This is a genomic window from Bacillus cereus group sp. MYBK14-1 (assembly GCF_051916885.1).
Classification (GTDB): Bacteria; Bacillota; Bacilli; order Bacillales; family Bacillaceae_G; genus Bacillus_A; species Bacillus_A cereus.
Window position 1 is genome coordinate 1133404 of sequence record NZ_JBQAHM010000001.1, and the last position, 22637, is coordinate 1156040.

The window sequence follows — 22637 nt, forward strand, 5'->3', positions numbered from 1 at the left end:
CATGATTATTTTTATGTGTAAAATGGAAAAAGGCATGATTTCTCATGCCTTTTTCTTGAAATGCAACGAATTTTTATCTTGTAAACTTTGAACAAATCGAAAACATTGCACCATCGATAATAGAAGGATAACAATCATAATTATACTCACTACTACTATTGCATATATTGTAATCGGTGCACTATTTATCCCTTGTATTCCTGCTATTCTTATAAAAATAATCGTAAATAATTTTAAAAATAACATCCCATTAACTAATCCAAAAACAAACGCTGCTCCATAAATGAATAATTGCTCCTGACATAATAAACATAGTACTTCTTTTCTTTTTATATTTTCTGCTACATAAGATGTAAACTCCTCTCTCCTCACTAGCAAAAGGGAGTACATCATTTTATATGTAGTAAAAATACATATGAAAATTAGTACAATAAACAGTGTGTAAAAATACATTTGAAATACAAATGCATCCCCTACTTTCAAAATAGCTCCTTCATTAAATTGTAACGATATCATAAAAAACAAAATCATAATACTCATAGCAATCCACATAAATTGCTTCATCCTTTTGGTAGCAAATGTTCTTATATTTTTTCTCGCTAACCGACATAAAGACATAAAATTCTTCCCCTACCTTATTACATACGCATTCTATACTACTAGTGTATAAAAATATGACATTTTAAACATCGCACTACAATCGGAATTTCTTCTAAGTCTTTAGTCCTAGAAAACGAAATGATAAAAAATCACATTTAGAATATAATTGTAAAAAGGAGGAGATTGCATGCGTATAAAATTACTATCAATCTTGTTTTTATTATTACTCACAAGTTGTAGCCAAATAAAAAACAATGAAGTTGCCATTGTTGAGCCATACAAATTAACAAAAGAGCAAGCTTCTATTTTACAAATGACTCCTTTTCAAGAAGGAAATAGCATGTTTTATAACGTTACGCTTAAAAATGATAAAGATGAAATAAATGCTACAATTGATTATTATAACAATGGTAAAAAAACAAAAGAAATTGCTAATATAGCTACCTCACATTTTTCAAAAAAGAAAGTAAAGCTTTCTTTTTTACCACCACATTTCCAATTCGATAAAGATATACAAGAAAAAAGGCAGTGGTATATGAATATTGAAGGTGCTTCAACGCTTGTTCATGAAGAAGCACCACCAAGCGTAAATAGCTCCGCAACTACTACAATCCAATCTATAAAAAATTTAAAATACAATCAAAAAACAATTTTAGCTGCTGTAATCCAAACAAGTAAAGAAACTGTAAGCGTTCCTACCATTGATGAAGAAACAGGTATTGATCTACTCTTAAAAGAAAATGAACACGTTTATCTATTCAGTATCGAGCTAAAAAAAGAACAATAAAGCGGAAATGCAACTTAAGTTGCATTTCCGCTTTATTGTTTAATAAGGTGTACTTTTATGGATTTGAATTAAATCCATATTCTGTTACTACTATTGCTCATCCTCTACTTCTATTCTTTTCTTCTCTCTTGCAATTTTTAAAAACTCTAGCAGCTCTGGATTACTATTCATTTTTTTGTAAGCCACTGACATTTCTGCCACAAAATTAGAATCATATAATTCTTTATATACAACTTCTGTTTTATATAACTTATTTGCCGATACGGGTATTACTGTAATTCCAATCCCTGCCGCTACAAGCCCCATAACTGTTTGATACTCTGTTGCTTCTTGTACAATACGTGGACTAAATCCAACTTCTCTGCAAAGAGATAAAATTGTATCATACAAAGCTGGCCATACTGGTCTCGTAATAAATACAAACGGCTCATCTCGTAAATCTTCTATATGTATTTCATCTTTCTCTGCAAGTGGATGTGCCTTTGGTAAACATAAGGTACAAGATAACCTTTGAATTGGCTCTAATTCTAATAATTGTGTTGGAATTGGTGGACGTAAAAAGCCAATATCAATACGGTTATCATGAAGTGCATGAACTTGATCTGGTGTTGACAATTCATGTAATGCAACAGACACTCTCGGAAATTTCTTTCTATATTCCCTAACAATTGATGGTAAAATATCATATATCGCCGCACCTACAAAACCAATTGAAAGTGATCCTACTTCTCCCCTTTGCGCACTTTGTGCAACTTCTACTGCTTTTTCAATTTGTTCAAACGCTTTTTTTACTTCTTTTAAAAACATTTCTCCTGCTTCTGTTAGTTCAACCTTTCTTTTCGTTCTTGAAAATAATGTAACTCCCATTTCTTTTTCTAATTGCTGTATTTGTTGACTAAGTGGTGGTTGTGTCATTTGTAAACGAGCAGCTGCCCGTCCAAAGTGTAACTCTTCTGCCACAACAACAAAATATTGCAAATGCCGTAATTCCATTTTTGGACACCCTTTTCACTTTCGATTAATATGTCTAATATATTAATAACATATAATTTATATATTAGACAAATATTTTGAATGAACGTATAGTAGAAATTGTTAATTCTTTTTTACAATTTTTATGTAAAAAAAGAAAGAGGTGGTTACTGTATGAAATGGTGGAAGTTAAGCGGACAAATTTTATTACTATTTTGTTTCGCTTGGACAGGTGAATGGATTGCAAAACAGGCACACCTCCCAGTTCCAGGAAGTATAATCGGTATTTTTTTATTATTAATTTCGTTAAAATTTAACCTAGTTAAAAAAGAATGGATACAGGACGGAGCAGATTTTTTATTAAAAGAACTTATTTTATTTTTCATCCCTTCTGCAGTCGCTGTCATACGTTACAGAGATACACTAACACAATATGGAATCGATCTCATTTTAATTATTATGATTAGCACTCTTTGCGTTACCTTAGTTACAGGACTTTTAACAGAATTGCTACTAAAGCGGAAAGGATCAACGCAATGATCGGATTTCTTTGTTTACTATTAACACTATTCACATATTGGATATCAAAAAAAATGTATCAACGTTGGAATTGGAGTCTACTTTCTCCTCTTCTCGTCTGTCCCATTATTTTAATTGCTTTATTGCTCGGATTAGATACACCTTATGAAACATATGAATCTGGTGGTCACTGGTTAACTGAATTATTAAAGCCCGCAACAGTTGCTTTTGCATGGCCAATATATAAATATTTTGATTTATTAAAGAAACATGGAATGGCTATCTTACTTAATGTCATTGTCGGTTCGTTTTTATCAGTCATTACTTCAGCACTACTAGCAAATTATTTTCAAATTGATTCATCACTAGAACATAGTTTAGCGCCACATATCGTAACAACACCAATCGCAATGGCTATTTCAGAAATGATTGGTGGTATGTCACAATTAACTGCTGTATTTGTCGTTTTAACTGCCTTAACAGGAGCATTGCTCGGTCCTTCTCTCATACGCATTTGCCGCATTAAAACAGCAATCGCAAAAGGTATTATGTTAGGAACGAGCGCAAATGGAACCGGTACATCAAAAGCATTCGAAATCGGTCCTGTGGAAGGAACAATCGCAAGTTTATCCATGCTTTTAACAGCAGGCGCTAGTTTAGTTATCGTTCCGCTTTTCTTGTCTTGGATACATTAAAGAAGCAAGTATTTACATACTTGCTTCTTTATCTATATATTGGCACAGCAATTCATAATCCTCTGGAAAAGCTAAACACAATTGTTCAACTTCATGTATCCCTTTCCAAGCAATTTCATGTATTAACTCATCAGGATCTTGGATTTTCATATTACCGCCTATTTGTTTAACAAAATAATAATGGACATACACTGGAACACCGTATGTAATACCCTCTTTTTCATATATTTTATTTACCACTTCCACATTGTAACCTGTTTCTTCCCAAACTTCCCTGATACAACATTCTTCTAGTGTCTCTCCCTTTTCAAGTCCTCCACTTGGGACAGACCATCTTTTTTCTTCTCCCTCTTTGCCTTGCAGTACCATTAAAACTTCATTTCTTTCATTTACACATACCGCTGCACTACCTATCCATCTCTCCATAAACATCCCTCCCCTACTAAAATTCGCCCTCTTTTTTATTTTCCCCTTGAAAAAAGAGGAAAATAATAAAACAATGACGAAAAATTACATCAACTTCATAGACAATCCTTTTTTAGAAATTAAAACTGGAAGGATGAAAATATGATTTCTAATTATGTTGTGGAATGTGTCTTTTGTGAAGAAAATCGAAAGGCTCGCCAAGCTATTGTCACAGTTCCCGCGACTACTCAGCTACTAGCCATTGAAAAAGTGCGTGCGGAATGCAAACGTCGCTTCGGAAAAACTGTATTATTACAAACAGAAATTAAAGAAAAAATTGTTTTTGAACAAAAAGAAAGCCGACCATAAATTGGTCAGCTTTCTTATCCGATCATATTTTCACATGAAGATTAGGGGCATCCTCTTTAAGGATCGGGATTTTCCCATTATGTACGTTCCATAATGGTCATCGAACAATATATTTCTATGCAATTAACTATTGAATAGAATAGGGCAAAACTTGTTCGCATTTTTAGAAAAGGGATAGGGATATAATTCAAGTAGTACTTCGAATACTCGAACTTTACACTCATAATATTAAAACAAATCCTTTTATATGGGAAATATGAATTACCTACATAATTCATTCGTAAAATATATTAATAGTTTGCTATATTAATTTTATCCCGCTATTTGTAAGCAGTAACCCCCTACTGATTATAATTTCACTTTATTCCATCAATAGCATACATCCAGCTAAAACCGGTGTCATAATCATCGAAAACCTCAAAAGCATTCGCGGTGCATAATTTGTAAACTTCGCGCCAATATATGCCCCTAACATGGTCCCAATTAATACTTGCAATAACAATATATAATCTAAATATCCTTCCGAACTATATCCTAGACCGCCTCCAATTGCAATCGGTAATATAACAAGCATTGTTGTCCCTACAGATTTCTGAATCGTTAATCCCAATAGAACCATTAATCCAAGCTGAATAAACGGTGCAGAACCAATCCCAAATGAACCAGCCATCATTCCAGTAACTAATCCAAGGCATATACATTTCAACAAGTAGTTCATGGAAAACTCTTTATGCTTATATAAAGATGACTGTTCTTTGTTTTGGAACATAATTAATTTAATAAACATAAAAATTGCCGATAAAAATAACATCCCAGCTGTAAACCAATGAAGAAGATGTGCTGGTATAAGTGAACCAAATTTAGAACCAATATAAGAGCCAATTGCGCCAAATCCCCCAACAATCCCGCCTATAATAAGTGCTACATTACCTTCACGGTAATGACTGACAACACCTGATAATGTCGTAAACGCCATTGCAGTTAAAGATGTTGCAAGAGCAACATGAATAGGAATATGAAATACTAAAGTGAGTATCGCGATAATAAACCCAGCTCCTCCAGCTCCAACAAATCCTAATAAAATACCCATTACTAACATTGTTATAATAATTGCCACAGACTTTCCCTCCAGTAACACAATTATCCATCATATTTATCCTTACATACAAATAAAAAGCATCCTAGATGGATGCTTTTTATTTCAATGATATGTACTTAATCTTGATTAATCAAAATAACCGCTGGACCAGCTACTACTACTCCAGCTACTTCTATTTTTTCAAATTCCTTTACTGTAATAGATATAACTCCTTCTCTTTCCATCAATTCTTTACTCAGGACATCAGTCGGGATTGCTTTCACCGTCTTACCTCCTTTTCATTTATACAATATGATAAAGTGAAACTTTCATCAGTGGGGTTTTGGTCCGTACTTATTGATTATTAACCCTCACCAATCGGGCGAATAATCGCCCAATGCATCTATATATATGCATCACCTCCGCTTTCATTCCTTATTCCACTCAAAAACCTTCTCCCCCTTCCTTGACATATTGAAAAATAAAAAAGAAGCTATAACATATAGCTTCCCTCCACGTTTCTTTAATCTTTATGCACCGTATATTCCATGACTTTACCATCTCTATCAAATTGTAAAATAAGCTGTTCGCTATCTATTGGGATAAAGCCACGTTCAGTCCCAAGATAATACAAAGTGATAACTCCTTCTCCCCCACTTCTCGTTTCCGTTGGGGCTCCTAACAATTGTGTAATTTCTTCATTTGATTTCCCTATTAATTTATATTTTTGTAATAGATCATCTACCATATGTACCCGCTTATCTGCATGATTTAACCATCTATTTTGATTAAACTTTGATGTATATTCATTTACACTTAGTTGTACAGTGCACACTATTAATGGTATGAGTGCTACTATTAACCCCCCCAACATTTGCTTCTTTTCTTCATTACGATTTTTAGAAACATATAAAATAGCCCTTTGAATCATGACTAATAAAACAAATGGTATGAATACTACAAAAATGCTGCTTACACTTAAGGGTATATGGACCATATCAATGACGAATATAAATACAATGTACATTACTATATATAAACAAAAAGAGACATACAAAATGCCACGTAGCATAGCGTTCAGAAAGATCTCCCCTTTTAACTCACTATATAATTCATCCGGCTAATCATTTCTTGAATCTGTTCTAATTCTTGCACTGTATATACTACTTCCCCTGCTAATATTTCATTTCTAAAGAACGTTACAATTTGCTCCCGATCTTTTAATCTAGGTGTTTCCTCACTAGAAAGGTCTACTATTTCTTTTCCATTTTTATTATAAAAATATACAACTGGTTTTACTTTTTCTTTTATACTATTAGCCTGCATTTCTTTCAAAGCACTGTATAAAATTTGAGATAGTTTCTTCGCCCTATATACTGGATTCCCTTCATTTTTCACTTGTATAGTTGACGAATCTTTACCTACTATATATTCAAATGTCTCTTCTTTTTCAACTTCTTGTTGATACTTACCCATTTCATCAATCATAAATGAATATATACCAGCATTTTCTTTCGTTAAACCATGAATTAATTTCTCTTCCCATTCTTTCGTCTCAAGTAGATAAATACCAGTTTTGCACAAGATGAGATGATGGATTCGATTATCGTTTATTTCACTATTATTTTTAATAAAAACATTCGGCATGATTTGAATTTCAGCATCTAATATGGTGCCTTGCTCTATGAATCCTCGTTTCATATAATGTAATGTTTCGTACGTATTCATTTCAGCGCCGTTTTTAGTATATTCTCGTAGATTTGCAATTAGTTTTTGAAACATATGTATTTCGTTATTATGTTTATTTTGCATTTCACTACGTTCTTTACTATGCTGCACAGCTAATTGATTTTTCATCATACGCATATTTTCAATTTCTCTATTTGCACTTACTTGTAAATCATTGTATTTTTTCTGTTCCATATTTTTTAAATTATTTTGTTGTTCTTTATGCTCTATCACCGTAGCTGCAATTTCATTTTTATACGTTTCAATCGCTTGTTTCTTTTCAAATTCTACTTGCTGACTCTCTGATTCTAACTGTTTATTTTTATAAAACAGCACAAATACTACAGCTAATAATATTAAAACCGCACCTATTAGCACATAATTCATATTTTTACCCCTTTATTTCATTTTCGATTCTTTTTTATAAATATATCTATTATAGTATACTATGGTTTCGATATAGACTTTGTAAAAGTTGTATATTTTTAATAAAAGGCACCTCTGACGGGGCACCTTTTATTTTCACTCTATTGTACACCATACTGAATATAACTTGGATCATAGTATATCCATTGATTTGTCCCTAAGCAAAGCCATCCATCTTGCTTACTCCATACTCGATACGATTCACCATGATGTAACTGTCTTATAACATTTCCATTTAATGATGGAGCATCACGCAAATTTACATTATCACCAGTAATAGTCGCCACATAATGTTTATACTGAATATAACTCGGATCATTATATACCCACTGATTTGTCCCTAAACAAAGCCATCCATCTTGTTCTCCCCAAACTTCATATGTTTCGCCACGATTCAATTGGCGAATTACACTAGACTGCAAAGATGGTCCACTTCTCAAATTCACATTATCTCCATTAATTATAGCAACCCCGTACACTGGAGTTGCATTATTAGGCGGGGAAACATTACCTCCACCACTTGCTCCATTCCCTTTTAAAGCTTCTAATGAAACTGCAGCTGATACATCACAATTTCCTACGCCTGAAATTTGTCCAGAATCTGTGTACTGCCACGCTGTCCACGTTGTCCATCCACCAGCATCAGCAGGCGGTGTACTCGAGTATTTAGCAATCCAAAGCGGTATATCACTTAATCCGCTAATTCCGAACTCATTAATATACCAAACTCCTGTATATAACATTACATCTTTTCCAGTAGCCTGTTTCACATAATTTATGAAGCTTCTTGCCCAATTCGATATAGCGTTACCAGTTAAATTACTGTTACTCGGATCTATTGGTGATTCTAAATCCAGAACTGGCATTAAGTCTGTCTGGTTATTTTGTAATATACTCACAAAATATTTTGCCTCTGAAATTGCATCATTTTGTTCTGGGCGTGCAAAATGGTATGCACCAATTAATACATTCGCATTTCGTGCTGCTTGTACATTCTTAGTAAAAGTAGGATCAATGTAGTTTACACCTTCTGTCGCTTTTGCATACGCTGCTGGAATTCCAGATGCCTTCACTGCATTCCAATCAATATTCCCTTCCCAATGAGACACATCAATAAACGTAACATTTGAACTTGATCTGTTTTGCATATAAAATCTCCTATCATTTTTTTACTTCGTATACATACAATATGTACAAGTTTCATAAGAGGACACGACATTTATGCTATAGAAACAAAGAGTAAACATATTTTGTATACAAAATAAAAAAGACCTTGTATTACAAGGCCTTTTGCAAACTCACTTTATTTTGTAGCAAATACATATTATAATACAAACCTTGCTCACTTAATAATTCTTGATGTGTCCCTCTCTCTACTATCTCTCCATCATGCATCACAAAAATTTGATCCGCATCTTGAATTGTAGATAACCTATGCGCAATGGCTATCGTCGTTCTACCTTTTCGCATTTGTTGCAACGCTGTTTGAATAGCCTCTTCTGTTTCTGTATCGATATTAGCTGTTGCTTCATCTAATACTAATACTTTCGGATTCGTTGCTATCGTTCTAGCAAAAGCAATTAATTGTCGTTGACCGCTTGAAAATGCTGCACCTCTTTCTACTACTTCTGTTTCATACTGTTTTGGTAACTTTTCAATAAACGTATTCGCTTGCACAAATCGAGCAGCTTCTTTTACTTCTTCATCCGTAATTTCTTCATTATACATACGAATATTTTGCTTTACATTTCCAGCAAATAAAAATGCATCTTGCAATACGAGTCCTATTTTCTTTCTAATTTCTCGTTCTTCAAATTTTTCTAAATCTACACCGTCTATTACAATATTTCCTGACTTAATATTATAAAATCGCATTAACAAATTCATAATCGTACTTTTTCCGCTACCAGTATGCCCAACAAAAGCAACCGTTTGCCCTTGTTTCACGTGAAATGATACATTTTTTAAAACGTCACGCTTTCCATCATATGAAAAAGTAACATTTTTAAATTCAATATCTCCATCCACGATTTGAGGATTCTCATTGCCTTTTTGAACCGGTGCTAAATCTTTCTCGTCCATTAAATGAAATACACGTGATGACGAAACAAGTGCCTGTTGGAAGAAGGACAATTTCATCATCATCTCATTTACAGGTTGGAAGAAACGATGTATATAGTTAACAAAAGCATATAAAACTCCTACTTCAACAGGGCTCTTTAAAGCATCAATCCCAAATAAACCTAGTACTAACGCAATAGCTACAATATGTACTAAATCCGTAGCTGGTCGTAAAAGTAATGCGTCTAACTTCAAAGTACGTCGCCCTGCACTATAATGTTTATTATTCACTTCTTCAAACTCTTTTCTCATACGTTTTTCTTGTCTGAACACTTGAACAATATTCATTCCTTGTATGGACTCGTTCAACTTTGCATTTAACACGCTTAGTTGATTACGTACTTCTAAATAAAAAGCTGCACTTTTCCGGCGATATAATACCATAATCGCAAACATTATCGGAATTAATACGAGAGAAAATAGCGCTAATTTTACATCTAATAAAAACATCGCTACTAAAATACCTACTAAAAAGACTACATTTTTTACAAATGTTGATAATACACTGACATAAAAATCTTTAATCGCTTCCGTATCATTTGTTATACGCGATACAAGTGTACCAATCGGCGTACGATCAAAGAAACTTAATGACAGCTTTTGAACATGTTCATATACTTCAACTCGCATATCTTGAACAATCTTAAAAGCAATGTTCTGAAAGTACAATAGATTTAAATACGTAAATAGTACTTTTAATAAATGAGCAACTATGTAAATTACAAATAAAGTAACGAGCGCTGATCGTTCAAAATCCCGCGGTACTAGGTGTTCATCGAGGAATTGTTTAATTAAAAAAGGACCCATCATTTCCGTTACTGTCGCACCAACTAAAAAGATAAATGCTAAAGATAGTAACCCTTTATATGGCTTCATATAGGAAAGCAATCTACTTAAATCACTTCGCTTCTTCTCTACCATCATACGCCTCCTTTCTCGACTAAAGCTTCTAATTGCTGGCTTTCATACATTTCCTTATACCAGCCGTTTTCCTTCATTAATTCCTCATGTGTACCTCTTTGTACAATTCTACCTTCATCAACAACAAGAATAAGATTGGCATGCTGAATTGCACTTAATCGGTGTGCAGTAATAATCGTCGTTTTCCCTGCTCTCTCCCTCTTTAAGGCACTTAAAATCGTCTCTTCTGTTTTTGCATCTACCGCTGATAAACAATCATCCAAAATTAAAATTTCAGCATTTGTTAATAAAGCACGAGCAATAGAGATTCGCTGTTTTTGACCACCAGATAACGAAACACCTCTTTCCCCTACTACTGTTTCATATCCTTCTGGAAATTGGAGGATGTCATTATGAATACAAGCAATCTCTGCTGCTTGGGTAATTTCATTATATGTAGCATCCGCCTTTCCAAAGGCAATATTCTCGCCAATACTTGCTGAAAATAAAAAATGATCTTGCGGCACGTATGAAATGGCAGAACGGACACCATGAAGTGTTATATCTCGAATATCTCGCTCCCCAATTTTTAATTCACCATTAAAATGATCATACTCACGGATTAAACATTTTAATAAAGTCGTTTTCCCTGCGCCTGTACGTCCTACAACTCCTAGCGTTTCGCCCTTCTTCAAATCAAAGTGAATATCGTTTAAATGTAACAATTCATTTTTCTTATACGAAAATGAATCAACGGCAAACGAAACATTACCGCTCGCTATTGTATGTACAGCATTTTCGCTATTTACTACATCTGATTTTTGTGAAAGAATTTTTTCTACACGGTCATATGAAGCACGCCCACGCTCCATAATATTGAATAACCATCCAAACGCTAACATTGGCCAAACGAGGGTACCTAAATATGTCGTAAATGTAACGAGATCACCTACTGTTAATTCACCTCTTACAACTAATACCGATCCGTAACATACTGCGATTAAAAAAGAAAATCCAACGATAAGAGAGATTGTCGGATCAAATAACGAATCAATACGTGCAACTAACACATTTTTATGTACAACATCTTCTGATTTTCTTCGAAACGCCTGTAAATCTTCTTTCTCTTGTCCAAGCGAGCGAATCACTTTCATTCCACTCATACTCTCTTGCACTTTATCATTGATTTCCGAAAACGATTGCTGTGCTTTATGAAACCTTTTATGTAATAAAGTTCCATAATAATTTGTCGAAATAGCTACAATCGGCATTGGAATTAAACTTAATAATGTTAACTTCCAACTAATTGTAAAACCCATCGCTACGAGTACACATCCTCCGACAGCTAATGAGTCAACAAGCGTCAAAACACCTGCTCCAGCAGTTTGCTGGATCGCTTGAATATCATTGGTCGCATGTGCCATTAAATCACCTGTCCGATTTGACTGATAGAAAGATGGACTCATCTTTGTAAAATGTTCATACAAATTTTTTCGTAATTGGCGAGCTAATTTTAATGAAGACCCGAAAATCATAATACGCCATATGTAACGTAATATGTACATCGTAATACCTACAATTACTAATAGTACAACCCATTTTAGTAACTTATCGGTCGTCAATGTTCCATCATTAATTTCATCTACAACGATTCCAATTACTTTTGGTGCTACAAGTTCTAAAAGTGCAACGCCAAACAATAAAATAATTCCAGTTATGTACGCTCGTTTTTCTTGTTTAAAAAACCACGCTAAATTCATAAACACTTTCATTTTTTTCCTCCTCCCTTAAAATGAGCGATGTTTTCAGTTTACCAAAAATACAGAATTTTTAAAAGTTTTAAAAACTATAACTAACAAAAAGAAAGACACTCTTAGCGAGTGTCTTTTAGCGCTTATTTCATTTGTTGCTTGTTCATTGCGCTCATCATTTGATTGATTTTCTTTTGGGAAGGTTTTTGTCCCATTTGCATCATCATCATTTTTAACATTTGTTCGTTAATTGGTGGATTTTTTTGTAAGTAATTCATCATGTATTTGCGGGCAATGAAAAATCCTAACGCCACGCCTGCTACTAGTGCTACTACGCCCACTAGAATACCTAACCAAATTGGCATATATTTTCCTCCTTCATGTTGTCTACCTTACAGTGTACTAAAACCTTTTCAATAAGACAAGATACAATTCGACATTTTTTACACATATGTTCGTACTTGTTTTAGAGGATTCAGCCATCCGTACTTTGTATTTTCATAATCCATAGCTAAAAATGTTAATTCACACTTTCTTAACACCTCAAAGAACGTCGTTTCCATAGAGACATTTCCAGAGGTATTCATACGAATATAGTGCGGTTTCACCATTATTTCGCCGTACTCCGCTCCCGTATAAATTGTATGTGTATGATGTGTTCTATCATATTTACCAAGAACGCGCAAAGCTTGTTCTAATTTATGATGAATTTTCATTACTTGCAATGGCATCGTTATATACATCATTTGCTTATATAACACTTTTTTCTCCGAAAGGGACCCAGATTCTGAAAATCGAGCAAATAAATCAAAAAACAAATATTCACGACCAAAATAAGCTTTCGCAATATCCTCTTGAATTAAATACAATTCATACGTTTTCATTTTTCCACTCCCAATCTGGACAACCTTTTCTCTTCATTATATATAAGAAAATTTGCAATGATTGTCTGACTGCGGAGAGATAAAAAACTTTTTCTGTCGAAAAAACTCATTTACATAGAAAAACCTCTCCATGCCGGAGAGATTTTTCTGAAATCATTAAAGCATTTCTTTTACTTTACGAACAACGTTCTCTACAGTAAATCCATACTCTTCCATAATCTTCTCACCAGGAGCAGAAGCACCGAATGTATCGATACCTAACACATCTCCTTCAAGACCTACGTAACGGTGCCATCCGAATGTAGCACCCATTTCGATTGCGAAACGTTTTGTTACTGCTTTTGGTAATACAGATTCTTTGTACTCTGCAGTTTGAGCTTCGAAGCGATCCATAGATGGCATGCTGACAACAGCTGCGTCAACGCCGTCTACTGCTAATGCTTTTTGAGCTTCAACAGCTAGGCTTACTTCAGATCCAGTTGCAAGTAAGATTACGTCAGCCGTTTCTTTCTTGCTTGCAGAAACTACATATGCACCTTTTGCTACTTTTTCATACGTATCATCTTTTGCACCTTCTAATGTTGGAAGGTCTTGACGAGTTAATACTAAAGCAGTTGGTTTGTTTGTAGATTCTAAAGCTAGTCTCCAAGCTGCAACAGATTCGTTACCATCAGCAGGACGGATAACAGAAACGTTTGGCATTGCACGAAGCGCTGCTAATTGCTCGATTGGTTCATGTGTTGGACCATCTTCACCAACAGCGATACTGTCATGTGTGAATACATACGTTACTGGCAATTGCATTAATGCTGCAAGGCGAATTGCTGGACGTAAGTAATCAGAGAATACGAAGAACGTACCACCGTAAGTTTTTAAACCACCATGTAGTGCAATACCGTTCATTGCTGCACCCATTGCGAACTCACGTACACCGTACCAAATGTTTTTACCGCTGTAATCATCTCTTGTAAAGTCTTTTTCGTTATTCATGTATGTTTTGTTAGAACCAGCAAGGTCAGCAGATCCACCGAAGAATGATGGTACAGACTCTGCAATTGCATTAATTACAGCACCAGAAGAATTACGAGTTGCTGCTTTTGATCCTAATTCATAAGTCGGTAAGTTTTGCTCCCAACCTTCTGGAAGTTGACCGTTCATTGCTGCTTGGAATTCGTTTGCTAATTCTGGGTATGCTTGTGCATATTCACCTAGCATCGTGTTCCACTCAGCTTGCGCAGTTTCACCAACATCTTGTACTGTTTTACGGAAGTTGTCATATACTTCTTCTGCTACGTGGAAGTCTTGCTCAGCAGTCCAAGCATATGCTTCTTTCGTTAATTTTGTTTCTTCTACACCAAGTGGAGAACCATGTGAAGCTGATTTTCCTGATTTGTTTGGAGAACCGAAACCAATTGTCGTTCTTACTTCAATTAGCGTTGGGCGTTTTTCGTCAGCTTTCGCTTCTTCAATTGCTTTCGCGATTGCTTCAATATCGTTTCCATCCTCAACACGGATTACTTGCCATCCGTATGCTTTGTAACGATCTTCTACACTTTCAGAGAATGAACGATTTAAATCGCCATCTAATGAAATATCGTTTGAATCGTAAAGCACAACAAGACGACCTAATTGTAAATGAGCAGCTAATGAAGATGCTTCAGCAGAAACGCCCTCCATTAAATCTCCATCACCACAAATAGCGTATGTATAATGATCTACTACATTATACGCATCACGGTTATATTTAGCAGCTAAATGTCTTTCAGCCATTGCCATACCTACAGCAGTTGCAATACCTTGTCCAAGTGGACCAGTCGTTGCATCTACACCAGCTGTATGACCGTACTCAGGATGTCCTGGAGTTTTGCTTCCCCATTGACGGAAGTTCTTTAAGTCATCCATTGTTACATCATAACCAGATAGGTGAAGTAGGCTGTATAATAACATTGAACCATGACCTGCAGATAATACGAAACGATCACGGTTAAACCACGTTGGGTTATTTGGATTGTGTTTCATAAATTGAGTCCATAATGTATAAGCCATTGGTGCTGCACCCATTGGCATTCCTGGGTGACCAGAGTTTGCTTTTTCAATCGCATCGATGGATAATGTGCGAATCGTGTTGATAGAAAGTTGTTCGATTGAATGTGACATGCTATTCTTCCCTTCGCTTATATTAGTAAACGTTTTATACATTTATATGATAGCTTCCCACGCAAGATTATACAACATGTATCGACAAATATGTTGATATTTTTTTGATTTTTTATAAAAAAATCAATGTTTCCGGGAATGTATGGGCATTCAATATGACATACTTTTTCATTATTTTTATTTTAAAAAGAAAGGGAATTATCTGTATATTTATACAAATTTCTTCTATACTTACTTTTTTAAATAAGTTTTTAAAAACATAAAAAAGCATCTAACTTCGATGCTTTTCAAATAAGTTAAACAATCCGTTTCCGAATCGAGCTTGAAATCAAATCAATTATAATTACCATTAAAATAATACCTAATAAAATAATACCAACACGAGACCAATTCCGTGAACTCAGCGCAAAAATTAAAGGTGTACCAATCCCTCCTGCTCCGATAACTCCTAAAATCGCAGCGGATCGTACATTAATTTCAAATCTGTATAACGTATACGATAGAAAATCTGGTAACACTTGCGGTAACACCGCATACCAAAGTATTTGAAAACGATTTGCTCCTGTTGCTAGTAACGCTTCCGTCGGTCCTTTATCTATGTTTTCAATTCCTTCTGAATATAGTTTTCCTAACATTCCAATAGAATGCAATCCTAAGGCTAATACTCCTGCAAAAGAGCCTGGACCAACAGCTTTTATAAATAAAAGAGCCATAACTAATTCAGGAAACGTACGAACAAAACTAAGTACAAATTTCCCAAATCCTGAAGTTAATTTTCCACTACTCATATTCGTTGCCGCCCAAAAAGCAAACGGAACAGATAAAAATGCAGAAATAAATGTACCTAATATCGCAATTGCCAACGTATCAATTAATCCATGTAATAAATCTTCACCATCTGGCAAAGATACATACGACCAGTCTGGAGTCAATATCCCTGTCATAATTGCTTTTGTAATTTCTCCCGCCGTTTCCTTTATTCCCTCTAGCGGTACTCCTGAAAAAGCCCATATATAAACAAATGTAAGTGCTATAAAAATAAACAAGCGATACACACTCGGTTTTTTCGGTTTTGGTACGATTATCGTCGTTTTACTCATTATAATTTCTCCCGCAACAATGTACTTACATAATCAATTACCAATACAACAACAAGAGTATAGATGATAATAGATGCAGTTTGTTGATATTGTAAAAATCCAAGTGTACGATCATAATATAGTCCAATACCACCTGCTCCTACTAAACCTAGGACAGCCGCTGCCCGTACATTCACCTCAAATGTATATAGTACATAGGAAACAAAGTGTGCTTTTACTTGTGGAATGACTCCATAAACAATCCATTGCACCTTATTAGCCCCTACAGCTGTCATCGCTTCTAGTGGGCCAGGGTCAATTGATTCAATTGATTCATACAACAATTTCGCCACGAGCCCAATTGAGAAAAAAGTAAGAGCTAAAATACCCGGAAGTGGTCCTATTCCAAAAATAGCTACGAAAATTGCCGCTAATAATAAATCTGGTATCGTTCGAATAAAATTTAAAATCAATCGAGCTGGACTGTATAAAAATGTACTAGTAAACACATTACTTGCCGCAAACAGTGCAAGTGGAATAGCTAAAATCGCTCCTAAAGTCGTCCCAATAATCGCCATACGTATTGTATCTAACATTGCTGTTGTAATAACTTGAAAATAACTCCAATCTGGCGGCACCATTTCTTTTAACAAATCCATTATATTAGGAAAACCAACTACTAGCTTTGAAAATGATGCGTCGACCTGTATACTACTTGCCCACAACAGTAAAATGAATAGAATAAACGTTAACATATGTTTTAACTTACTCGGCGGCTTCGGTATCGACTTCGAATATATCGTCACATCATTCATTTAGCTGCCACCTCTAACAATTCACTTTTCTGTGCTACGTCACCATAAATTTCAGCAAACTTTTCATCCGTCGCTGCTTCTACTAAACCATCAAAAACAATTTCGCCTGCATGTAATCCAATAATACGCGTCGCATATTGCCTAGCTAAAGCAATAGAATGTAAGTTTACAATTGTTGTAATTCCAAAATCTTCATTAATTTTCTTTAAATCATCTAATACTTGCTTTGTTGTTAGCGGATCTAACGACGCAACAGGTTCATCTGCCAATATGATTTTTGCTTCTTGCGCCAATGCTCTAGCTATCGATACACGTTGTTGTTGTCCTCCTGATAATTCATCAGCACGTGCATATGCTTTTTCTAAAATATTCACTCTTTTTAACGCTTGAAATGCGAGCTCCACATCCTCTTTCGGAAACAAACCTAACGTTGTACGCAATGTCGAATGATATCCAACACGGCCAGCTAATACATTCTTCAATACTGTTGATCGCTTTACAAGGTTAAAACTTTGAAAGATCATACCAATATCCCGGCGCATACGTCGTAAATCTTTTCCTTTTGCAGCAGTAATAGACTCACATTCAATCATGATTTCGCCTTCTGTAATCTCATGAAGACGATTTACCGATTTTAGAAGTGTAGACTTTCCAGCTCCGGACAGCCCTACCATTACAACAAACTCACCTTTTTGAATTTTCAAGTTTATATTATTCAATCCTTTTGTACCATTTGGATACACTTTGGAGACATTTCGAAATTCTATCACACATCTTACCTACCTTCTATGTATTCAAAACGACAAACTAACTGAAAACATTCCCTTTCAGCTAGCTGCCATTTCCATATGTATTATTGCGTTTTTACTTTCTTCCCATATTCACGAACGATGTCAAATTTACTATCATCAGATTTAACATATCCTTCATGTGAATATACTTCTTTAATGATTTTGTGACCTTCCTCATTTTTTCCAATTTCAATGAAAGCATCCTGTAATTTCTTGCTCCACTCTTCATCTAAATCAGAACGTACCGAAATCGTATCGTTTGGAATTTTCTCCGTAAATTTCACTATTTTCGTTTGCTCGAATATATTCGGATAATCTTTTTTTACAATATTACGAGCATCTTGGAATACAACAGCTGCATCTACGTCACCATTTAAAAGAGCAATAAGCGACTGATCGTGACCTTTTAATGTAACAGGTTTCACATCTTTTAACGGATCAATTCCCTCTTTTAATAGAACAGCTGCAGGCCATACATACCCTGCTGATGATGTTACATCTTGATAACCAATCTTTTTACCTTTTAAATCTTTTACACTATTTATATTAGAGTCTTTTTTAACAACAAACTCAGATTTATAATAATCTACTAAATCTTTTGTAGGAGCTCCTGTTTCATCCTCTACTCCAAAACGTTGTGCTTGTAAAATTACATTTGCAGCCTTCTTTTCATGTGCTAATACGTACGCTGTTGGCGGTAAAAATCCTACATCTACTTGTTTAGATGCCATCGCTTCTACAATTGTATTGTAGTTCGTTGAAATACTAACTTTTACTGGAATATTTAACTTATCACTTAATAGCTTCTCAAGCGGTTTTGCCTTCGCCTCTAACGTATCTGCATTTTGAGAAGGAACAAATTGAACATTTAAAGTCTTCGGTACATACCCTTTTTTCGTATCTTCATTTTTACTTGCACTTGATTCCTTCGTTCCACAGCCACTTAATAATCCCGCTGCTAGTACAACTGTTGTGCTCATTGCAAAAACTTTTTTCAACATATTAATGCCTCCATTTTTCATTGTTATAAAATAACCTTTCATAAACATGAAGAAATATATCACATATTTTTACAAATAATTGATTATTTACAGAATCTTTACACATTCTATACACTCACATTAAAATTCTCTTCACATATTTGATATGATGAATTGGAAGATAACAATAGAAAAGGTGAGTCATATTGGAACAAAATCAAACTGTAACTTTAAACATCTTATTAACAAGCGATATACATGGCACTGTTTATCCTATTCACTACCAAGATAACTCCCCAGCAGAACTTGGTTTAGCTAAAATTTCTACTCTTATAAAAAAAGAACGTTCCCAAAATACAAACGTTCTTTTAATTGATAATGGCGACTTTATTCAAGGAACACCATTTACTTATCATTATGTTACATACGAAAAAAACAAAAAAAACCCAATGTCCTTATTAGCGAATTACTTACAGTATGACGCTGCAATTATCGGCAATCATGAGTTTAATTACGGGATGGGTATATTAAATAACGCTGTGACTACTGCGAACTTCCCGTACCTATCAGCAAACATTTTAGATAAAAACATAAAGAAACCTTATTTCGGAAAACCTTATATAATCAAACAGATTGAATCCAATATAAAAATCGCTATTTTAGGGGTGACAACGCACTACATTACCAATTGGGAACAACCCCATCACATTAAAGACTTACAATTTGAAGATGCATTAGAAACAACGAAAAAGTGGGTTTCTTACATTCGCAAACATGAGAAACCAGATTTACTAGTCGTAGCGTATCACGGGGGAGTTGAACGAGATTTACAAACCGGGGTACCGACTGAAGTTTTAACAGGAGAAAACCAAGGATATGCAATGTGCCATGAAATTGAAGACATAGATATTTTATTAACAGGTCACCAACACCGGGAAATTGCTCACAAAATGGCTAACGGTGTAACAATTTTACAGACCGGATGTAATGGAAACTCAGTTGGAAAAGTAAAAATAACATTCGAAAAAACAAAACATAAATGGGTTAAAAAAGAGAGTTCTTCTGAATTATTATCTGTACAAGGAGTTGAGGCTGACCAAGATGTACTTTCATTGGTAGCCGATTACGAAGAGAAAACACAAAAGTGGCTTGATCAACCTATTGGAATCATTCAGGGGGATATGCAAATTTCAGATGCTATGCAAACTCGTTTGCATGATCATCCTTTTATCGAATTCATAAATAAAATACAGATGGATATAGCTAATGTATCAATTTCTTGTACAAGTTTGTTCCATAATACATCTCCAGGTTTCCCGGAACATGTAACAATGCGTGACATCGTTTCTAATTATATTTATCCAAACACATTAAAAGTAATTAGAATAACTGGAGCGGATATAAAAAATGCTCTTGAACTCTCTGCTTCTTATTTCACATTAAAAACAGATGGATCCATCACCGTAAGTCCTACCTACATAGAACCAAAGCCACAACATTATAATTATGATATGTGGGAAGGGATTTCATACGTATTAAACATTTCAAAACCAATTGGTGAAAGAGTAGAATCTTTACAGCATAACAGTGCTCCTCTTAATATGAATGAAGAATATGACGTTGTAATGAATAATTATCGTGCAAGTGGCGGGGGAAATTTCTTTATGTTTCAAAACAAACCGGTAGTAAAAGATATACCCACAGATATGTCTGAACTTATCGCTAATTATATATTGGAACATAAAACGATAGAAGCAACAGTTAATAACAACTGGAAAGTTATTAAATAACGATTTTTACATATAAAAAAGATGGGCTTCGCCCATCTTTTAATTTAATTTTGCATTATCTTGCTTTTTTAAAGCTTTTAATTTCGTCGGTGTAACATCTGTACCTTCTTCGTTAACAACTTTAATACCTTTAAGTTCGTTTAACATATTTTGACGAAATCCTTTTAAATATTGTTCACGTAGCGATTGACGCTCACGTTGCTCTTCTTCAGTTAAACCTTCAGCTTTTGCTTTTTTCGCTAAGAAGTTAATGCGTTCAACGAGTTCGTGATTAATCATCTCGAATCCCCCTTCTAATCAAAACTGATTATTATCATACAATAGTTACTCTTCTTTATCAAGCAATTGCTTCGTATACTCTACATATCTACGATGTACAGTCGCCTTTGAAACATTATGACCAAATCCACGTAATGTTGCTGCAATTTCTTCAAACGTGAGTTCACTTTTTCGCAAACGTACAATTTCCTCAATTGGCACTTCTTTTTTCTCTCTTCCTACACTTAAATGACGATTTTTTAAATTTTTTTCTGGACGATAACCTTTTTCTACTGCACGTTGCATACCTCGTTTAATTTTCAAATTATGAATCTTTCTTTGATATTCTTCAACAATACCAATAATATCTAATACCATTGAATCAGAATCCGACAATTGTAATTCACCATTATGTGTATGCGTATATACTTTTATGCCTTCTTTATGTAAACAATGCATTAACGCGATCTTCGCATTTCCTCTACCAAGACGCGTTTCATCTTGTATAAGTAACACATCAATTTGTTCGTCTCGAATTGTATCCAACACCTCTAATATACCGTCACGTTCAATTGTATATCCACTAGCCTGCTCTTCAATCACCTTAGTAACATTCATTTGATAGCGCTCAGCTAAATGCAATAATTCATCTTTTTGACGTAATAATGATGTTTCTTGCGCTTCTTTCGTTGTACTCACACGTGCATAAATAATTGCATTCATTTTGAACCCCTCTTTCTCCCTATTATTTCCCTATAGTGTAACATAAATCCGCCATTTGTTCGAACTTATGTTTGTAGAATGTTTTTTCACATGTTATACTTATTAATAAGAAAAATGAAAGAAAACGAGGTGTTAGAAAACATGGAAAAGTTAACGAAACGCCAGCAAGACATTCTCGACTTTATTAAGCTAAAAGTACAAGAAAAAGGATATCCACCTTCCGTACGTGAAATTGGTCAAGCAGTCGGCCTCGCTTCTAGTTCTACAGTGCACGGACATTTATCACGATTAGAAGAAAAAGGATACATTCGACGCGATCCAACAAAACCACGTGCAATTGAAATTTTAGGTGAAGACCGAATGGATACGGAAACACAATCTGTTATTCAAGTTCCAATTGTCGGAAAAGTCACTGCTGGTTTACCAATTACAGCGGTCGAAAGCGTAGAAGAACATTTCCCACTTCCAGCTAGTATTGTTGCTGGAGCAGACCAAGTGTTCATGTTACGTATTTCTGGAGATAGTATGATTGAAGCTGGTATTTTCGATGGAGATTTAGTTGTTGTTCGCCAACAGCAGTCTGCATATAATGGTGAAATTGTAGTCGCTTTAACAGAGGATAACGAAGCAACAGTTAAACGTTTCTATAAAGAAAAAGACCATTTCCGTCTACAACCAGAAAACTCTTCATTAGAACCTATCATTTTAAAACAAGTGTCAGTTATCGGGAAAGTAATTGGCGTATATCGTGATTTACATTAAAAATAACAAAAAGAAGATAATTACCTTATTTATATACGGTAATTATC

General features: G+C 34.7%; 25 protein-coding genes. 6 read left to right on the forward strand and 19 right to left on the reverse strand.

Annotated features, from left to right (window positions below; translation table 11 throughout):
* Nucleotides 1-42: 42 nt before the first annotated feature.
* The gene (locus ACTFR3_RS05770; RefSeq protein ID WP_000050617.1) at nucleotides 43-618 is read right to left on the reverse strand and encodes an ABC transporter permease; all 576 of its coding nucleotides are present in this window, start codon (nucleotides 616-618) and stop codon (nucleotides 43-45) included.
* A 169-nt stretch (nucleotides 619-787) separates the two neighbouring features.
* Between ACTFR3_RS05770 and ACTFR3_RS05775 the strand changes: the two genes are divergently transcribed.
* Nucleotides 788-1387, forward strand: coding sequence for a hypothetical protein (locus tag ACTFR3_RS05775; protein ID WP_025687645.1), 600 nt, complete (start codon nucleotides 788-790; stop codon nucleotides 1385-1387).
* 90 nt (nucleotides 1388-1477) lie between these two features.
* Here the strand turns inward: ACTFR3_RS05775 and alsR are convergent, their stop codons facing one another.
* Nucleotides 1478-2380, reverse strand: a complete 903-nt coding sequence (alsR, locus tag ACTFR3_RS05780; RefSeq protein WP_000423235.1) for an acetoin biosynthesis transcriptional regulator AlsR — start codon at nucleotides 2378-2380, stop codon at nucleotides 1478-1480.
* A 153-nt stretch (nucleotides 2381-2533) separates the two neighbouring features.
* Between alsR and ACTFR3_RS05785 the strand changes: the two genes are divergently transcribed.
* Nucleotides 2534-2899 carry a CidA/LrgA family holin-like protein gene (locus ACTFR3_RS05785; RefSeq protein WP_000872365.1) on the forward strand — a complete coding sequence of 122 codons (366 nt, stop codon included), beginning with the start codon at nucleotides 2534-2536 and terminating at the stop codon, nucleotides 2897-2899.
* Nucleotides 2896-3573, forward strand: coding sequence for an LrgB family protein (locus ACTFR3_RS05790; protein WP_000578954.1), 678 nt, complete (start codon nucleotides 2896-2898; stop codon nucleotides 3571-3573). The genes ACTFR3_RS05785 and ACTFR3_RS05790 overlap by 4 nt, the downstream gene beginning before the upstream one ends.
* A 12-nt stretch (nucleotides 3574-3585) precedes the next feature.
* Here the strand turns inward: ACTFR3_RS05790 and ACTFR3_RS05795 are convergent, their stop codons facing one another.
* Nucleotides 3586-3999, reverse strand: coding sequence for an NUDIX hydrolase (locus ACTFR3_RS05795; RefSeq protein ID WP_000442982.1), 414 nt, complete (start codon nucleotides 3997-3999; stop codon nucleotides 3586-3588).
* Nucleotides 4000-4140: 141 nt separating this feature from the next.
* On the opposite strand from ACTFR3_RS05795, the gene ACTFR3_RS05800 reads away from it, so the two are divergent.
* Complete coding sequence (locus ACTFR3_RS05800) at nucleotides 4141-4347, forward strand: DUF3903 domain-containing protein (protein WP_000625222.1); 207 nt, start codon at nucleotides 4141-4143, stop codon at nucleotides 4345-4347.
* Nucleotides 4348-4708: 361 nt separating this feature from the next.
* On the opposite strand, the gene ACTFR3_RS05805 is transcribed toward ACTFR3_RS05800, so the two are convergent.
* The 14 genes from ACTFR3_RS05805 to ACTFR3_RS05870 all read right to left on the reverse strand — a co-directional run bounded on the left by ACTFR3_RS05805 (nucleotide 4709) and on the right by ACTFR3_RS05870 (nucleotide 19078).
* Nucleotides 4709-5464: a sulfite exporter TauE/SafE family protein gene (locus ACTFR3_RS05805; RefSeq protein ID WP_440044243.1), complete on the reverse strand. Its 756-nt coding sequence runs from the start codon at nucleotides 5462-5464 to the stop codon at nucleotides 4709-4711.
* A 98-nt stretch (nucleotides 5465-5562) separates the two neighbouring features.
* The gene (locus ACTFR3_RS05810; RefSeq protein WP_000644411.1) at nucleotides 5563-5709 is read right to left on the reverse strand and encodes a BC1881 family protein; all 147 of its coding nucleotides are present in this window, start codon (nucleotides 5707-5709) and stop codon (nucleotides 5563-5565) included.
* Nucleotides 5710-5948: 239 nt separating this feature from the next.
* Nucleotides 5949-6497, reverse strand: a complete 549-nt coding sequence (locus tag ACTFR3_RS05815; protein ID WP_017656361.1) for a hypothetical protein — start codon at nucleotides 6495-6497, stop codon at nucleotides 5949-5951.
* A gap of 23 nt (nucleotides 6498-6520) precedes the next feature.
* Complete coding sequence (locus tag ACTFR3_RS05820; RefSeq protein ID WP_001110279.1) at nucleotides 6521-7540, reverse strand: NERD domain-containing protein; 1020 nt, start codon at nucleotides 7538-7540, stop codon at nucleotides 6521-6523.
* A gap of 140 nt (nucleotides 7541-7680) precedes the next feature.
* Nucleotides 7681-8727: a GH25 family lysozyme gene (locus ACTFR3_RS05825; protein WP_001181393.1), complete on the reverse strand. Its 1047-nt coding sequence runs from the start codon at nucleotides 8725-8727 to the stop codon at nucleotides 7681-7683.
* A gap of 130 nt (nucleotides 8728-8857) precedes the next feature.
* Nucleotides 8858-10621: an ABC transporter ATP-binding protein gene (locus tag ACTFR3_RS05830; RefSeq protein WP_000229520.1), complete on the reverse strand. Its 1764-nt coding sequence runs from the start codon at nucleotides 10619-10621 to the stop codon at nucleotides 8858-8860.
* The gene (locus tag ACTFR3_RS05835; RefSeq protein WP_406903877.1) at nucleotides 10621-12372 is read right to left on the reverse strand and encodes an ABC transporter ATP-binding protein; all 1752 of its coding nucleotides are present in this window, start codon (nucleotides 12370-12372) and stop codon (nucleotides 10621-10623) included. Before ACTFR3_RS05835 ends, ACTFR3_RS05830 begins: the two co-directional genes overlap by 1 nt.
* Before the next feature lie 122 nt (nucleotides 12373-12494).
* A complete protein-coding gene (locus ACTFR3_RS05840) occupies nucleotides 12495-12716 on the reverse strand; it encodes a YneF family protein (RefSeq protein WP_001123317.1) in 222 nt (73 codons plus the stop codon).
* Between the two features lie 78 nt (nucleotides 12717-12794).
* Nucleotides 12795-13235, reverse strand: coding sequence for a sporulation inhibitor of replication protein SirA (gene sirA / locus ACTFR3_RS05845; protein WP_000860636.1), 441 nt, complete (start codon nucleotides 13233-13235; stop codon nucleotides 12795-12797).
* Between the two features lie 156 nt (nucleotides 13236-13391).
* Nucleotides 13392-15392, reverse strand: a complete 2001-nt coding sequence (tkt, locus tag ACTFR3_RS05850) for a transketolase (protein WP_000019766.1) — start codon at nucleotides 15390-15392, stop codon at nucleotides 13392-13394.
* Between the two features lie 296 nt (nucleotides 15393-15688).
* Nucleotides 15689-16492 carry a phosphonate ABC transporter, permease protein PhnE gene (phnE, locus tag ACTFR3_RS05855; protein WP_440044244.1) on the reverse strand — a complete coding sequence of 268 codons (804 nt, stop codon included), beginning with the start codon at nucleotides 16490-16492 and terminating at the stop codon, nucleotides 15689-15691.
* Nucleotides 16492-17286, reverse strand: a complete 795-nt coding sequence (gene phnE, locus ACTFR3_RS05860; protein WP_406903875.1) for a phosphonate ABC transporter, permease protein PhnE — start codon at nucleotides 17284-17286, stop codon at nucleotides 16492-16494. The genes phnE (ACTFR3_RS05855) and phnE (ACTFR3_RS05860) overlap by 1 nt, the downstream gene beginning before the upstream one ends.
* Nucleotides 17283-18056, reverse strand: coding sequence for a phosphonate ABC transporter ATP-binding protein (phnC, locus tag ACTFR3_RS05865; RefSeq protein WP_000569244.1), 774 nt, complete (start codon nucleotides 18054-18056; stop codon nucleotides 17283-17285). Before phnC ends, phnE (ACTFR3_RS05860) begins: the two co-directional genes overlap by 4 nt.
* A gap of 83 nt (nucleotides 18057-18139) precedes the next feature.
* Nucleotides 18140-19078, reverse strand: coding sequence for a phosphate/phosphite/phosphonate ABC transporter substrate-binding protein (locus tag ACTFR3_RS05870; protein WP_000915065.1), 939 nt, complete (start codon nucleotides 19076-19078; stop codon nucleotides 18140-18142).
* Between the two features lie 185 nt (nucleotides 19079-19263).
* Here ACTFR3_RS05870 and ACTFR3_RS05875 point away from each other — a divergent pair, with 185 nt between their 5' ends.
* The gene (locus tag ACTFR3_RS05875; RefSeq protein ID WP_048538102.1) at nucleotides 19264-20847 is read left to right on the forward strand and encodes a bifunctional metallophosphatase/5'-nucleotidase; all 1584 of its coding nucleotides are present in this window, start codon (nucleotides 19264-19266) and stop codon (nucleotides 20845-20847) included.
* Between the two features lie 39 nt (nucleotides 20848-20886).
* On the opposite strand, the gene ACTFR3_RS05880 is transcribed toward ACTFR3_RS05875, so the two are convergent.
* Nucleotides 20887-21126, reverse strand: coding sequence for a DUF896 domain-containing protein (locus tag ACTFR3_RS05880; protein ID WP_000607015.1), 240 nt, complete (start codon nucleotides 21124-21126; stop codon nucleotides 20887-20889).
* A gap of 45 nt (nucleotides 21127-21171) precedes the next feature.
* Nucleotides 21172-21828 (reverse strand): YneB family resolvase-like protein, encoded by a 657-nt coding sequence (locus ACTFR3_RS05885; RefSeq protein ID WP_000991469.1) that lies wholly within the window; start codon nucleotides 21826-21828, stop codon nucleotides 21172-21174.
* A 141-nt stretch (nucleotides 21829-21969) separates the two neighbouring features.
* Here ACTFR3_RS05885 and lexA point away from each other — a divergent pair, with 141 nt between their 5' ends.
* Nucleotides 21970-22590, forward strand: coding sequence for a transcriptional repressor LexA (gene lexA, locus ACTFR3_RS05890; protein WP_000413738.1), 621 nt, complete (start codon nucleotides 21970-21972; stop codon nucleotides 22588-22590).
* Nucleotides 22591-22637: the final 47 nt, after the last annotated feature.

Coding starts and splice junctions, on each gene's coding strand:
- ACTFR3_RS05785 (WP_000872365.1), top strand. CDS start 2,534: ATGAAATGGTGGAAGTTAAGCGGACAAATTTTATTACTATTTTGTTTC.
- ACTFR3_RS05840 (WP_001123317.1), bottom strand. CDS start 12,716: ATGCCAATTTGGTTAGGTATTCTAGTGGGCGTAGTAGCACTAGTAGCA.
- alsR (WP_000423235.1), bottom strand. CDS start 2,380: ATGGAATTACGGCATTTGCAATATTTTGTTGTTGTGGCAGAAGAGTTA.
- sirA (WP_000860636.1), bottom strand. CDS start 13,235: ATGAAAACGTATGAATTGTATTTAATTCAAGAGGATATTGCGAAAGCT.
- ACTFR3_RS05800 (WP_000625222.1), top strand. CDS start 4,141: ATGATTTCTAATTATGTTGTGGAATGTGTCTTTTGTGAAGAAAATCGA.
- ACTFR3_RS05815 (WP_017656361.1), bottom strand. CDS start 6,497: ATGCTACGTGGCATTTTGTATGTCTCTTTTTGTTTATATATAGTAATG.
- ACTFR3_RS05885 (WP_000991469.1), bottom strand. CDS start 21,828: ATGAATGCAATTATTTATGCACGTGTGAGTACAACGAAAGAAGCGCAA.
- ACTFR3_RS05820 (WP_001110279.1), bottom strand. CDS start 7,540: ATGAATTATGTGCTAATAGGTGCGGTTTTAATATTATTAGCTGTAGTA.
- ACTFR3_RS05770 (WP_000050617.1), bottom strand. CDS start 618: ATGTCTTTATGTCGGTTAGCGAGAAAAAATATAAGAACATTTGCTACC.
- ACTFR3_RS05790 (WP_000578954.1), top strand. CDS start 2,896: ATGATCGGATTTCTTTGTTTACTATTAACACTATTCACATATTGGATA.
- ACTFR3_RS05870 (WP_000915065.1), bottom strand. CDS start 19,078: ATGTTGAAAAAAGTTTTTGCAATGAGCACAACAGTTGTACTAGCAGCG.
- ACTFR3_RS05825 (WP_001181393.1), bottom strand. CDS start 8,727: ATGCAAAACAGATCAAGTTCAAATGTTACGTTTATTGATGTGTCTCAT.
- phnE (WP_406903875.1), bottom strand. CDS start 17,286: ATGAATGATGTGACGATATATTCGAAGTCGATACCGAAGCCGCCGAGT.
- phnE (WP_440044244.1), bottom strand. CDS start 16,492: ATGAGTAAAACGACGATAATCGTACCAAAACCGAAAAAACCGAGTGTG.
- ACTFR3_RS05835 (WP_406903877.1), bottom strand. CDS start 12,372: ATGAAAGTGTTTATGAATTTAGCGTGGTTTTTTAAACAAGAAAAACGA.
- ACTFR3_RS05795 (WP_000442982.1), bottom strand. CDS start 3,999: ATGGAGAGATGGATAGGTAGTGCAGCGGTATGTGTAAATGAAAGAAAT.
- lexA (WP_000413738.1), top strand. CDS start 21,970: ATGGAAAAGTTAACGAAACGCCAGCAAGACATTCTCGACTTTATTAAG.
- ACTFR3_RS05830 (WP_000229520.1), bottom strand. CDS start 10,621: ATGGTAGAGAAGAAGCGAAGTGATTTAAGTAGATTGCTTTCCTATATG.
- ACTFR3_RS05880 (WP_000607015.1), bottom strand. CDS start 21,126: ATGATTAATCACGAACTCGTTGAACGCATTAACTTCTTAGCGAAAAAA.
- ACTFR3_RS05775 (WP_025687645.1), top strand. CDS start 788: ATGCGTATAAAATTACTATCAATCTTGTTTTTATTATTACTCACAAGT.
- tkt (WP_000019766.1), bottom strand. CDS start 15,392: ATGTCACATTCAATCGAACAACTTTCTATCAACACGATTCGCACATTA.